General features: G+C 65.4%; 14 protein-coding genes. 8 read left to right on the top strand and 6 right to left on the bottom strand.

All coding sequences use genetic code 11. The annotated features are described in order from the left end of the window. Positions 1 to 6 precede the first annotated feature (6 nt). On the bottom strand, positions 7 to 882 hold the full coding sequence (locus LJE61_RS03840) for a PHP domain-containing protein (protein ID WP_296910479.1): 876 nt from the start codon (positions 880 to 882) through the stop codon (positions 7 to 9). 192 nt (positions 883 to 1,074) lie between these two features. Here LJE61_RS03840 and LJE61_RS03835 point away from each other — a divergent pair, with 192 nt between their 5' ends. Then, positions 1,075 to 1,821 (top strand): hypothetical protein, encoded by a 747-nt coding sequence (locus LJE61_RS03835; protein WP_296910477.1) that lies wholly within the window; start codon positions 1,075 to 1,077, stop codon positions 1,819 to 1,821. A 46-nt stretch (positions 1,822 to 1,867) separates the two neighbouring features. On the opposite strand, the gene LJE61_RS03830 is transcribed toward LJE61_RS03835, so the two are convergent. Next, positions 1,868 to 2,749 (bottom strand): sigma 54-interacting transcriptional regulator, encoded by an 882-nt coding sequence (locus tag LJE61_RS03830; protein ID WP_296910475.1) that lies wholly within the window; start codon positions 2,747 to 2,749, stop codon positions 1,868 to 1,870. Positions 2,750 to 2,883: 134 nt separating this feature from the next. Further along, positions 2,884 to 3,573: a sulfite exporter TauE/SafE family protein gene (locus LJE61_RS03825; protein ID WP_296917503.1), complete on the bottom strand. Its 690-nt coding sequence runs from the start codon at positions 3,571 to 3,573 to the stop codon at positions 2,884 to 2,886. A gap of 503 nt (positions 3,574 to 4,076) precedes the next feature. On the opposite strand from LJE61_RS03825, the gene LJE61_RS03820 reads away from it, so the two are divergent. The 6 genes from LJE61_RS03820 (at position 4,077) to LJE61_RS03795 (ending at position 8,786) form a co-directional block, all read left to right on the top strand. Continuing rightward, positions 4,077 to 4,856 (top strand): DUF3050 domain-containing protein, encoded by a 780-nt coding sequence (locus tag LJE61_RS03820; protein WP_296910472.1) that lies wholly within the window; start codon positions 4,077 to 4,079, stop codon positions 4,854 to 4,856. Positions 4,857 to 5,106: 250 nt separating this feature from the next. Then, on the top strand, positions 5,107 to 5,409 hold the full coding sequence (locus LJE61_RS03815; RefSeq protein WP_296917501.1) for a TusE/DsrC/DsvC family sulfur relay protein: 303 nt from the start codon (positions 5,107 to 5,109) through the stop codon (positions 5,407 to 5,409). 182 nt (positions 5,410 to 5,591) lie between these two features. Next, complete coding sequence (locus LJE61_RS03810) at positions 5,592 to 5,885, top strand: FeoA family protein (protein WP_296917499.1); 294 nt, start codon at positions 5,592 to 5,594, stop codon at positions 5,883 to 5,885. 57 nt (positions 5,886 to 5,942) lie between these two features. After that, the gene (locus LJE61_RS03805) at positions 5,943 to 6,176 is read left to right on the top strand and encodes a FeoA family protein (protein WP_296914050.1); all 234 of its coding nucleotides are present in this window, start codon (positions 5,943 to 5,945) and stop codon (positions 6,174 to 6,176) included. After that, on the top strand, positions 6,173 to 8,500 hold the full coding sequence (feoB, locus tag LJE61_RS03800; protein ID WP_296914052.1) for a Fe(2+) transporter permease subunit FeoB: 2,328 nt from the start codon (positions 6,173 to 6,175) through the stop codon (positions 8,498 to 8,500). The genes LJE61_RS03805 and feoB overlap by 4 nt, the downstream gene beginning before the upstream one ends. A gap of 37 nt (positions 8,501 to 8,537) precedes the next feature. Continuing rightward, a complete protein-coding gene (locus LJE61_RS03795) occupies positions 8,538 to 8,786 on the top strand; it encodes a FeoC-like transcriptional regulator (protein ID WP_296914055.1) in 249 nt (82 codons plus the stop codon). Positions 8,787 to 9,007: 221 nt separating this feature from the next. Here LJE61_RS03795 and LJE61_RS03790 read toward each other — a convergent pair whose 3' ends face one another. From LJE61_RS03790 to LJE61_RS03780, 3 genes are read right to left on the bottom strand one after another with little or no spacing between them, the layout of a single operon-like run. Next, positions 9,008 to 9,730 carry a PqiC family protein gene (locus LJE61_RS03790; protein ID WP_296914057.1) on the bottom strand — a complete coding sequence of 241 codons (723 nt, stop codon included), beginning with the start codon at positions 9,728 to 9,730 and terminating at the stop codon, positions 9,008 to 9,010. Then, positions 9,727 to 11,409: a PqiB family protein gene (locus LJE61_RS03785; protein WP_296914059.1), complete on the bottom strand. Its 1,683-nt coding sequence runs from the start codon at positions 11,407 to 11,409 to the stop codon at positions 9,727 to 9,729. Before LJE61_RS03785 ends, LJE61_RS03790 begins: the two co-directional genes overlap by 4 nt. Next, entirely contained in the window at positions 11,354 to 12,646 is a 1,293-nt protein-coding gene (locus LJE61_RS03780; protein ID WP_296914062.1) for a paraquat-inducible protein A, read from the bottom strand. The genes LJE61_RS03785 and LJE61_RS03780 overlap by 56 nt, the downstream gene beginning before the upstream one ends. A 328-nt stretch (positions 12,647 to 12,974) precedes the next feature. Between LJE61_RS03780 and LJE61_RS03775 the strand changes: the two genes are divergently transcribed. Next, positions 12,975 to 13,300: DNA polymerase III subunit chi (locus tag LJE61_RS03775; RefSeq protein ID WP_296917497.1), on the top strand; the 326-nt coding region annotated here is incomplete at its 3' end.

The following is a 13,300-nucleotide window of genomic DNA, read 5'->3' as shown; positions in this document are numbered from 1 at the left end:
AGGTCCTTAGCACACGGCAACGCGAGGGGGGGGCAGCGGCTCGAGCAGCTCCGGCCAGTCGTGCCAGATAGGCGTGCAGCCCGCCGGCAGCGCGGGAAGGCGTCCCAGGTCGATCCAGGGGTTCTCGGGACCATGGTAGTCGGATCCTGCCGAGGCGAGCAGACGCTGCTCACGGGCGACGCGGGCGAAGCTCAAGGTTTCGTCCCGGCTGTGGCTGCCGGAAACCACCTCCAGCCCGCCCCCCCCGCACTCGCGGAATTCCCCGAGCAGCTTGAGAAGACGGGCTCTCGTGAGCCTGTAGCGTGCCGGATGAGCGATCACGGCCTGACCGCCGGCATCATGGATCCAGCTTGTCGCCTCCTCAAGGGTCGCCCATTCGCCGGCCACATGCCCGGGCTTGCCGCTGACCAGATAGCGGCTGAAGACATCCCGGAGGTCGGCGGCGCGACCTTGGGCGACGAGAAAGCGGGCAAAGTGGGTGCGACCGATCAGGCGCCCGTTCGACAGTGCCTTGGCCCCCTGATAGGCACCTTCGATCCCCTGTTTCGCGAGACGCCGCCCGATCTCCTCGGCGCGCCAGGCGCGGTAGGCGAGCAGCCGGCCGAGACCGTCTTGGAGCCGAGGATTGGCGGGATCCAGGTTGAGGCCCACGACGTGGATCGTGCGACCGCCCCAGGTAACCGAAACCTCGACGCCGGGAATCAGCCGGATGCCCAGGCGATCCGCCGCGGTCTGACCCTCGGCAATTCCAGCGGTGGTGTCGTGGTCGGTCAGGGCGAGGACCTGGACGCCGGCCGCTGATGCGCGTCGCATCAGCGCCTCGGGTGTAAGGGTGCCATCGGAGGCCGTGGAATGACTGTGAAGATCGGGGCCCTGCATCATCGGCGTAGTCTAACGCATGCCTCGATGTGGAGTGAGTGGACGGACGAGACGAGTCCAAGTGGTCTTGCTATATTTTCCAGGTGTGGCAGTCGGAGTCCCGTTACAACGCCTGGCCTCAGCATCACTGCACAGCCCGGGCGGGTCGGTCGAACGGCGCGCCAGACCATTCCCGCCCCCAGGATGAGGCACACTATGCTCCCGAAGGTCGATCTCAGCGATATCGCGGACGAGCTCAAAAGACTCGGGGAAGAGATCCAGCGCGTCCATGAAGACTCCGACCAAGTGATCGAGCCGGCACCGCAGGTATTACTGGCAGGACTCGACCAACTACTCGATACACTGCGTGCGAGCGATTCCGATACACCGCAGCAGGTCGCTCAGGCGTTACGCGCAGCCACCGGGTCCGAGCCCGACGTCCTGCTCGATCACGGGCTCGACCTCCTCCGGCAACTCGCAAACGTTGCCAGGCAACTCGGCCTGGGGTCCCAGGCGGAGGCACTCGAGGTGCTCGCCGTGCCCATCGCCTGCTGGATGCTGCGCCGAGGTGGGGAGCTATCGCATCCCGAAGCGGTCGTCAACGCCCTGGCCACGCTGGCGAACCGGCTGTGTCAACCCGAGGACCTCGCCGAGCTCTACGGCCTCATGGGCGAGATCTCAGACGGGATCGGGCCGGAGCAAACGCAAGCCATGGATCCGACCGATCCGACCGATCCCTGGCGTGTCCTCCTCATCAATCGCGGCATCGTCGCAACCCGAAGCCACCAACCAGCCCTCATCAGGGAGGCGTTCGACGCCATCGTCGAGCACTTGCCGGTCGATGCGCCCCAGTTCTTCCGGGAGGGAATGGGGCAGATGGAGGCGTTGGACTATCCGCCACAGGTCCGAGATCTGATGCAGCGCTATTACGACCGCTGGTGCAGCGGTCAGCGGCTGCACTGAGGCTGAGCTCAGCGACTTGCCCCGCCTCACGGAATGCAACGCCCCCTCAACCCGGGATCAGGTGCTTCTGCAGGCGGTACAAGAGGGTATCGCGGGTGAGGCCGAGCAGGCGGGCGGCGCGGCTCTTGTTGCCGCCCGCGAGCGACAGCGCCTGTCGGATCAGGTCCGCCTCGAGGTCGTTGAGGTCGATGCCGTGTGGGGGGAGCGCAAACCCGAGGTCTTGATCGGCCGGCGGCGCCCCGCGCACGACCGCGGTGGGCAGATTCTCAGGGCCGACTTCGGCTCCGGGCAGGAGAATGACCAGACGCTCGCACAGGTTGGACAGCTCACGCAGATTTCCCGGCCAAGTGTAACGCCGGAGGAGCCGCTCCGCGCCCGGCTTGATCAGGGGCGGATCGAGCTGATGCCGCTGCGCCGCGTCCGCGATGAAATGGCGAGTCAGGGCGGGGATATCGAGCACCCGCTCGCGCAGGGGCGGCACCGCCAGCGGAACCACGCAGAGTCGCAGGTAGAGGTCCCGGCGGAAGATCCCTTGCTGCACCAACCGCTCGAGATCCAGGGCCGACGCGGCGATGACGCGCAGATCAGGGCCACCGGTGGCAGTGTCCTGCTCGCACAGCAGGTGCAGCAGGCGCGCCTGCTCGGGGCATCCGAGCTCACCGACCTCGTCGAGGTAGAGGGTCGCGGGGCACCCATTCGGAATCTCCGCGAGGCAATGCCCGAATGCATCGGGCGGCGCCCCGGTGCAGGCAAACGCGCGAAAGGGCCCACGCTGGCGGGCACCCGCTGCATGGACTTCGCGTGCCAGGGTTGTTTTGCCGGTGCCGGGCTCACCCAGGAGCAACAGGCTCACGTCCGTCGCGGCCACCATGGACAAGGCGTTTCGCAGCCTCGCAAACGCCGGGGATTCGCCAATCAAGCTCTTCATCTGTTCGGGACTCTCGAATGCATCTGCCGGTCGGTCATGATCGCGCCCTGCGGTCCCGCGCCCCTCGCAAAGCTCCGCTGGATCGGCTCCGCCTCAACGGCCCGTGCGGCACCGGCGGCTTCGACCTCGCCCGATCAGCCAGTCGCATTGTATCCATGGGTATTCAATGTCAACAGCCCCAGCAGCATGACGGCGATGCCGGCCGCGACCTGAAAGCGCCGGTCTTGGCCCAGTCGATATAGGCGCCCCGCAAAGACGCCGCCTGCCACCAACACGGGCAGTGTCCCTGCCCCGAAAAGCGCCATGTAGATCGCCCCGGCCCAGGCGCCGCCTTGCGCCGGGCTGCTGAGAAGCATGCTGTAGACCAGACCGCACGGCAGCCACCCCCAGATCATGCCGAACAGGGCGGCGCGCGGGAGCGTGGTCACTGGCAGGAGGCGCCTGCCCACCGGCTCGAGCCTTCGCCAGAATGGCGCTCCCAACCGTTCGATCAGCACGAAACGGGGGAACCAACCCCCGATGTAGAGGCCAATGCCGACGAGGACCGCTGCCGCAAGCCAGCGCATCGCCTCGAAGGGCAAGGGATGCCCGCTCAGCTCGAAGAGCGCCCCGCCCAATGCCCCGGTGACGCCGCCGGCCAGGGCATAGCTGCCGATCCGGCCCAGATTGAACGCGAGGACGAAGATACCGAGCTGCCGCGGGCGATTCCGCATCTCCGCCGGGAGCGAATAGCTCAGAGCACCGGCAATCCCTCCGCACATGCCGATACAGTGCATGGCGCTGAGCAGTCCCACGACGAACGCGAGGGAGTACGCCGGGCTCATGGACGATAAGCCGGCGCCGGCGTTCCGTCACTGCGCATGCGGCGAAGGCTCGCCTCGCGAACCCATGGGATCGATCCGGAAATAACGTTCTGCGACCTGCCCGCCCGCACGAACAATCCAAACGTGCAGCGTGTCAACGCGAAGCCGACTCCCGCACGCCCCATCTTGCCGATCTCCGTTTTCCGGCTCACCGGCACCCTACCCGACTGGGAGACCGGCGGCGATGACATCGGTCACCCCTGCGCCGGCTATCGTCGCGCGTCGGCTGGAGATGTCGCCCCCGCACCCCTTACATCCGGCACAAATGGATGATCCGCCGCAATGCAGGCCTCTCGCACCCGATCGCTGCGCTGCGACTCCTCGCAACAGAGCCCGCAGTTCCTCGTCGTCGCGCCCTGCTCTCGGGCACGATAAACGCACCTCACTTACCGCAAAAACCAGATGCGACGAGTATATAATCGCATCAGTGTCGAATGAAATGCTGAAGAACGAGGACGGGGCTCATGGCATCACTGAACCTGGATCGTCTCCACCCCCTGCAGGAGCAGCTCACCAAACACGCGATCTACGGCGCCCTCGAGCGGATCGAAGACCTGCGCGTCTTCATGGGTCACCACGTCTTCTCGGTATGGGATTTCATGTCGCTGATCAAATACCTGCAAGCCCGAATCGCCCCGGCCCAGGTACCCTGGATGCCCCGAGGGGAAGCGAGCCTGCGCTACTTCGTCAACCAGCTGGTGTTGGAAGAGGAGTCGGACACCGCGCCTCGGGAAGACCGCGGTGTCGAGTATGCGAGCCATTTCGAGTTCTACTGCCGCGCCATGGCCGAGATCGGAGCCGACGCCGATGGACCGAGGCGGTTTGTCGACCTGGTTGCCGAACGAGGCATCGACGCGGCGCTCTACGACCCCCAGGTACCACTTCCCGCGCGTTATTTCACGGAAACGACCTTTGGCTTCATCCGCGAAGACAAGCCGCATCTGGTCGCGGCTGCTCTGGCCCTCGGACGCGAGAAGCTGATCCCCGCGATGTTTCGCGAATTTCTCAATCGGATGCGGATCACGCCGGCCGAGGCGCCGGGCTTTCACCGTTATCTCAACCGCCATATCCACCTGGACGAGGACTTCCACGGCCCTCTCTCGCTCAGACTTCTCGAGCATGTCTGCGGAGACGATCCCCAACGGATCGAAGAAGCAGAAACCGCGGCGGAAGAGGCGATCTGCGCCCGCCTCCGATTCTGGGACGGCGTGCTGGAGGCGATCCAGTCCGCGCGCTCACGCTGACCGGGCGCGGGGCTGCCATCGAGGATCCCGACGCGGGTGACCAGGGGCTCGACCATCGTCCCCAGGCGGGCGGATACACCGAGAGCCGACCCAGGTCGATTTCGTCAACCTGTTTCACCCCCGTCTCTGGAGATGCCACCCAGCGCGTTGATCCGCGAGCACCGGCTGTGGCTTGCATCCTCACCCGACGCCACCACCCTCTGTGCAGTCGATAAACCCCTGTCTGAAATCCATTCTGGAGCAGTCCGATATGAGCTCAACGATCACCGTCCCCCTGGATAATGAGGGCTTCCTCCTCAACCGCGACGATTGGAGCGAGGAGGTCGCCGTCGAGCTGGCCAAGGCGGACGATTTCGAGATGACCGAGCAGGTCATGCAGTTCATCCGCGAGGCTCGCTCGATGTACGAGACCGACGGGGTGGTGCCGCCGATCCGGATCTTCGCTAAGAAGCAAAAGGTCTCGACGAAAGACCTTTACGACATCTTCAAGAAGGGCCCGATGAAGCTGATCTGCAAGTGGGGGGGCTTACCTAAACCGACCGGTTGCGTCTAGGAGCCTGCAGATCCCCGGCCATTTTATGTGTTGAGAATCATTTGCACTAAGCCCCTGCCTGCGATAGGATGAGGATTCTAAGAGCAGCCCGTCACCAGCGGGCTCGCCCCCCTGAGACGGTCGTCGCGGGGAAGGCTCCGGGGTGAGCCCAGCTCGAGCACCCACGACGTGGAGAATGAGAGATGATCGGTCGATCGGTTCCCGGTCACCACGGAGGGTGCGAGTCAACCCAGGCGGCGCCGGCCATCAAGAGCTTCCCATTGATGATGGCCGGCGAGGGTACACGCGTGCGCGTCCTTGCACTCCAGGGAGGGAAAGGGTTAACCACGCGTCTGACGGAGCTCGGGCTCAATGTCGGAACCGAGCTGCGCGTCGTCCAGCGCCAAAGCGGCGGCCTGATGGTTGCCCGTGGCGAATCGCGCATTGTCCTCGGTGCCGGAATGGCCGCGAGGATCCAGGTCGAGCCGTTGGCCTGACTACCGTGGCAGCCGTCACGCCTCCCATTCGAGCCCGGTAACGAAGTCTCAGCACAGATGACCACCCTCAAGGACTTGAAGGCCGGCGATCGGGGCCGCGTCAAGGGCTTTGATTCGCAATCGCAGGCCTATCGCCGCAAGCTTCTCTCGATGGGGTTGACGCCGGGAGCCGAACTCGAGGTGATCCGGGTCGCCCCGCTTGGCGACCCGGTGGAAATACGGGTGCGCGGTACCTCGGTCAGCCTGCGCAGGGATGAAGCGGCGGCCCTCCTGTTAGAGCGTCTGCGATGACCAAACCCTTGACGATCGGCGTCGTCGGCAACCCGAATTGCGGAAAGACGACCCTGTTCAACGCCTTGACGGGATCGCGCCAACGTGTCGGGAACTGGCCCGGCGTGACGGTGGAGCGCAAGGTCGGGCGCTACCGGTTCGAGGGCTCCATCGTCCACCTCGTCGACCTTCCCGGAACCTACTCGCTGGACGTCTCGGACCACGATCTCTCGTTGGACGAGCGGATCGCCCGGGACTTCATCCATGATCGCGAGGCCGACCTTGTCCTCAACATCCTGGACGCCACCAACCTCGAACGGAATCTCTATCTCACCACCCAGCTGATCGAGATGGGACGGCCCCTGGTCCTGGCGCTGAACATGATGGATGTGGCCCACGAGCGGGGCATGAGGATCGACGTCCCATCCATCGCGGCGCGCCTCGGCTGCCCTGTTGTCCCCATCTCCGCGGCGACCGGAGAGGGCATCGCTGACCTCAAGCGTGTCCTGCTCGAGTGTCAGGCAACGGGGTCGATTCCGCGGGCGGAGGTCTCCTATCACCCGTCTCTCGAAAAGGCGATCGCCGCACTCGTGCCGCGTCTCGACGCCGTCGCCCGTGAGAATGGCGACTCGCCCCGCTGGCTGGCCGCACGCCTGCTCGAGGGTGACGATCTGGCCCGGCGTCTGGTCGGTGACCGGGTCACGCCGGAGGAGATCAGTGCACTTCTCGGTGACCAGGCCGAGGAGGTCGACATCCTGATCGCGGACGCCCGCTACGGCTTTGCGCACGCCATCACAGAGGCCGGTGTGACCCAAGCGGGAGAGGTCTCCCGCAACCTCTCCGATCGGATCGACCGGGTCATGCTCAACCGCGTGCTCGGCATCCCGATCTTCCTGGTCGTGATGTATCTGATGTTCATGTTCACCATCAACATCGGGGGCGCCTTCATCGACGCCTTCGACCAGACCGCCGGAACCCTCTTCGTGGACGGCGCTGCCCACGCCCTCGCCGCTTCGGGCGCACCCGACTGGGCGATCCTGCTTCTCGCCGACGGGATCGGCGGCGGAATCCAGGTGGTCGCGACCTTCATCCCGATCATTGCCTTCCTCTATGTCTTCATGTCGGTGCTCGAAGACTCGGGGTACATGGCCCGCGCAGCCTTCGTCATGGATCGGTTCATGCGCGCCATCGGCCTGCCGGGCAAGTCGTTCGTCCCACTGTTGGTCGGTTTCGGCTGCAACGTCCCCGCGATCATGGCCTCCCGTACCCTGGAGAGCCCGCGTGACCGCATTCTCACCGTCCTCATGACCCCCTTCATGTCCTGCGGTGCACGTCTGCCGGTCTACGTCCTCTTCGCCGCCGCCTTCTTCCCGGTGGGCGGTCAAAACATCATCTTCGGGCTCTATCTCATCGGCATCGCGGTCGCGGTGCTCACCGGTCTGGTGATGAAGGGAACCCTGCTCAAGGGCGACGCCACACCCTTCATCATGGAGCTGCCGCCTTATCACCTTCCCACGCTCAAAGGCGTCGCGCTGCGCACACTGGACCGGACCAAAGGTTTCGTGGTGCGCGCCGGCGGGGTGATCGTGCCCATGGTGCTGGTGCTCAACGTGCTGAGCAGCATCGGCACAGATGGCTCCATCGGCAACCAGGAGAGCGAACAATCGCTGCTCGCCGAGATCGGCCGCACCCTTGCGCCCGCCTTCTCGCCCATGGGTCTCGACGCCGAGAACTGGCCCGCTACGGTGGGCATCTTCACGGGGGTACTCGCCAAAGAGGCGGTGGTCGGCACCCTGGATGCCACCTACTCCGCCTTGGCGGCAGCGGACGCAGGCGCGACCCTGCAGGAGACTCCCTACGACCTAGGGGCGGGCTTGCTCGGGGCGTTGGCCACGATACCGGCGAATCTCGCCGATGCGCTCGGTCGCTGGAACGACCCGCTGGGGCTGGACGTCGGTGACCTGAGTATCCCCACTTCGGCCGCCGAGTCTCAGGCCGTGACTACGGGCACCTTCGGGGCAATGGTTAAGCGCTTCGACGGGGCCGCAGGTGCCTTCGCCTATCTGCTCTTCATCCTGCTTTATGCACCCTGCGTCGCGACCATCGCGGCCATCCATCGCGAGACCACACCCGGTTGGACGGTCTTTACCGTCCTCTGGACGACCGGGCTCGGCTACATCGTCGCCACCGTGTTCTATCAAGCAGCCACCTTCGGCCGCGATCCTGCCGGCTCGGCAAGTTGGATCGGCGCGATGCTGGCCATCTTCGTAACCACTCTGCTCGGAATGCGTTTCCTGGCCCACCGCGGGGCAGTCGCCACGAGACTGGCTCGCGAAGGGGCATGAGGCGGGGCAAGCACAACCGAAGCCATCGAGACCCCCCATGATCCTGTCAGACCTCACCGGATATCTCGCCCGCCACCGCCAGGTGTCACTGATGGACCTCGCCTACCGATTCGAATCCAACCCAGACGCACTTCGCGGGATGCTCTCCATCCTCGAGCGCAAGGGGCGGGTGCGCCGGGTCAGCACACCGGCCGGATGCGGCACGGCCTGCAGCACGTGCGATGCCGCGACGATCGAGACCTATGAGTGGATCGGCATCGCCGACGCACGCCAGCCGACGGATTGACCCTGACCCCTCCCTCGCCCAGGGCCCCTCGACCACCAGCGTATCCGCCATGCGCCGATCCTCGGACTGGTTCAGATCAAGGTCGAGGTCGGTCACTGCCGCCAAGCCGCCTTGGGAAAACGCTGAGTATTTCATTCCCAAAGGAAAATGCTGATTCGTCGGACATCCAGGCAAAAATCAGCACGGAGAGCGAAAATGCGGATTCCGCTCTCCTTCCATTTTCAGCGGCTTGTCCGGCTGCGACTGGCGGGGCTTCCTGCTCCGAGCCCGGCCTCGACCCGCGTGCTGGCATCGGGACCACCCCGGTCGTCGTGCTCGGGGGAAAGCGGCCCGGGACGTTCCGGCCTCGGGAGGTTCCGCAGGGTCGCCGCGACATCCCGGCTGAAGTCGCCAAGAGCGGAGCTCATCGCGGCGATCAGCGCCGCCTCGTCCCTCGGCTCCGCCAAGGCCCTTCGATAGGTCGTCTCCTCCACCACCAGCGTCCGCTCCCGTTGGTGGTCCAGCACGACCCAGCGGACCTTGAGCAGCGCCTGAGCGTCTGAGGTGCCTTCAAAGGCGAGCACGTCGGCGGCGACCCGGAAGTCCAAGGGATAACGGACCTCGCTGGGCAAGATGAAGACCGCGCTCGTGCCAAGGAGGGACGAGAGGTTTTCGCTCCAAACCCTAACGAAATCATCCTGTAGTGTTCCGCCCCAACGATGGAACTCATCGATGGTCAGGCGATTCCCGCCCCCGCGCGAGACGATCTGGGGTCGGTCCAGGAACTGCGGGAAGCTGACAGGCCCGAGACCCACGCCCAAGGCGACGCCCGGCGCACCGCCCGCCTCACGGGTGTCCGGCAAGGCGGTCAAGGTATAGAAGCTCGAGGGCGGCGAGGTCGCACAGCCTGCCAGCCCGACCAGCAGCAAGACGGCGACTGACCGCGTCAGGCGCATGCGTTTCATCGAGTACCCCCCTTGCCCTTGAGGAGGGCCTCCGGATGGCGCTCGAGATAGTCGGCCATGATTCGAAGCGATCGCGCCGCTCCCGAGACCTCCTGCAGCATGCGACGTACCTCCACAGAGATCGGCGATCCGTCCGCAAGGATCTGTCGCGCATCCTCCAGCGTCGACGTGGTCTGCTGGAGGGTCGCTGCCAGCTCGGGCGCAATCTCGGTGTTGAGCCGCTCCGCCACGGCACGAACCTCGGCGAGCGCCCCCTCCATCTCCGCGACGCCCCGTCGCAGCCCCTCGGAGTTGACCATGGCGTTCGCCCCCGCGACAGTCTCCGCGAGGTCACGTCCGACCTGGTCCAGCGGAAACGCCATGAGACGGTCGAGGATGTCCGTGACCTTGGTGGTCAGGGCATCGAGCGACGCGGGCACCGTCGGGAGGACGTCATAGCCGCCATGCTTGACGACCAGCTCAGGCGGCACCTCCTCGTGGAGATCCAGCTCGACGTAGAGCTGCCCCGTAATCAGACTGCCCGCCTTCAGCTGCCCACGCAGACCCTGACTGACCAACTGCTTCACGAGACTCGCCCCTCCGAGCTTGTCCGGGTCACCGCGGACCGCGATGCGATCCGGCTCGATCTCGATCAGCACCGGGATATGGAACTGGAAGTCGTCGGCGCTGAACTGCAGCTGGACGTCCAGGACCTGCCCGATCGCAATCCCGCGCAGCAACACCGGGGCGCCGACGCTGAGACCCCGCACCGAGCCCTTGAAGAACAGCAGATAGCGCTCCTTGTCCAGATAGATCTGCTCGTGGGCCTCGTCGCGATTCGGATAGAGCGGGAAGACATGCTCGTCGGTCGGTTGCTCGCCCGGCGCATCAATGGTGTCAGGGGTGTCGAAGGAAACCCCGCCGATCAACACTGCCATCAGCGACTGGGTGTCCACCTGGATGCCCGACGCGCCGAGCGAGAAGTCCACCCCGCTCGCGTTCCAGAAACGGGTACTCGTCGACACCAATCGATCATGCGGGGCGGAGACGAACACCTCGATATCGACCGCCTCTCCGTCGGGATCGAGCGAAAAGCCCGCGACCTGCCCGACCTGGATCTGTCGATAATAGACCGGCGAGCCGACGCTCAATGAACCCAAGGTTGGCGACCGCAGGCGAAATTGGGTACCTGAATCCGCGGTCGTGAACAGCGGCGGCTCCTCCAGCCCCTTGAAATAGCGACTCGCCTTCCCCCTCAGGACGGGATCGATCGCGATGTAGGCGCCGGACAGCAGGGTCTCGAGCCCGGAGACGCCGCTCGCGGTCACCCGGGGCCGCTCGACCCAGAAACGTGTCCCCTCCGTCAGGAAATCGGCGGCCCCGTGCTTGAGCTCGGCCGTCACGATCACGGTCTTCAGGTCCGGACTCACGTCGATGGCGCTGACCTGACCCACGTCCACGTCCTTGAACTTGACCTTGGTGCTGCCCGCCTGCAGTCCGGAGGCGGTGGCGAACTCGATCCGGATCGTCGGACCCCGCTCGGCCAATGTCTTGACGGCGAGCCAGGCCCCGATCAGGACCGCCACCAGCGGAATCAGCCAGACCGGCGAGAGGCCGCTGCCGCGTCGGACGACGGCCTGCGGCCTATCCTCCTGATCCTGCCGCAGTGACCCCTGCGGGGCGCCCTCGTTCTCCGACATACCTCTGCTCCATTGCGTCCCAGATCAGCCTGGGATCGAACGACATCGCGGCAAGCATGGTCAAGACCACGACCGCACAGAAGAACACGGCGCCCGCCTCGGCCTGCACGCTTGCCAGGTTACCGAGGCGCACCAGCGCGACCAGGATGGTGACGACATAGACATCGACCATCGACCAGCGGCCGATCGCCTCGGTGATGCGATAGAGGCGTGTGCGATCCCGGGGTCGCCAAACAGAGCGCACTTGGACCGAAAGGAGCAGGAAGACCAGGATCAGCAGCTTCAGGAAGGGCACGAAGACGCTGGCCACGAAGACCACGATCGCCAGGGGCCACATCCCATGTGTGAGCAGGAAAACCACCCCGCTCAGGATCGTATCCGATTGGGTGCGCCCAAGCGAGGTGACGGTCATGATCGGGAGCAGATTTGCGGGGACGTAGCAGACGACTGCGGCGATCAGCAACGCCCAGGTCCGTTGCAGGCTCCGCGGCTTGCGTCCATGCAGCACATCGGTGCAGCGGGGACAGCGCAGGCGATCGCCATCGCGCAGCGCGGCAGAGCGGCGCACGACCAGCTCACAGACGTCGCAGGCCAAATGGGGCTCTCCAGGATCCAATGGGCGCGTGACACGCGGCAGGACCGGCACCCGCGACCAGACCAGATCCGGATCCAAGGCGGCCTGGGCGGCCGCGAGGACGAGGATCAGGACCGCGAATGCGAAAAGCGAGGTCCCGGGGACGATCGTCGCCATCTCCGAGAGCTTGACGACCGAGACCAGGATCCCGAGCATGAAGACATCCATCATGCCCCAAGGGGTCAGGGTCCGAACCCACCGGAACAATGGAGGCAGCCACGGGGGCATGCGGTTGACGGAGAGCGGAATCAGCACGGTCACCAAGAGGGCCAACTGGAGCCCCGGAGCCAAGATGCTGGTAAAGAGGACGACCGCGGCGATCGGCCAGTCGCCGGCTTGATACAGATCGATGACGCCGGTCATCAGGGTCGTCTGTGTTCCTCGACCCTGCATCTCGAAGGAGAGAAAGGGGAAGGTGTTCGCCACGATGAAGAGCACGACCCCGGCGATCGTCAGTGCGAGCGTGCGATTCAGGCTGTTCGGTCGATTCCTGTGCAAGACGCTCCCGCAGCGCGCACACTGCGCGGTCCCGGCCGCGGGGAGCGGCGGGATGCGCTGGAGCAAACCACATTCGAGACATTCGGTGAGAGAATCCTGGGGCATGGAGGGGCAGTTGGCCGTCTTAGAGAGACACTGAGTTTATCGGCCCGCACGGAACAGCAACACCCGCCTTCGCCGTCCCTTCATCTTCAGTCGCCTGGGGGGCTGAAGATGGCGGCACATCCTGGTGCCGCCGCCGCGATTGGGCGATCGCTGGACCGGCGAGCGATCGGCGTCCGTCCGTCGATCCGGACCGAGCAGTCGCAAAGGAGGCGCCGGTCCGAGTCCGCCGGTTGAATCTGGGGGGCAAAAGACTCAGCATCCTACGTGCCTTGCCACGGCGCCCAGCAGCCGAGGCAGCTTGCCGCCCGGGCATGATAACCGACCAGCGATGACTCGAATCGACTTCTACAGCCTGGAGGCCGACAGCACCGGCGACCGTTTCCTCCTGACCTGTCGGCTGGTGGAACGCATCCGCACGACCGACGTGCGCATCCTGATCCATTGCCCGGACTCCGAGCAGGCTCGCCATCTCGACCGGCTGCTCTGGACCTTCCGCGACGAGAGCTTCCTGCCGCATGGGCTCGTCGGCCGGAGCGACCCGGCGTTGACGCCCATCCTGATCAGCGCAGACGGCAACCCGGTGACCGAGGATCAGGTGCTGATCAATCTGGCGCCCCAGGTTCCGGCCTTCTTCGGGCGCTTCGAGCGGCTCTG

This window comes from Thiocapsa sp. (assembly GCF_022340925.1).
GTDB lineage: Bacteria > Pseudomonadota > Gammaproteobacteria > Chromatiales > Chromatiaceae > Thiocapsa.
Note: the sequence above shows the minus strand (reverse complement) of the source record. Positions and strands in the feature narration are given on the sequence as shown.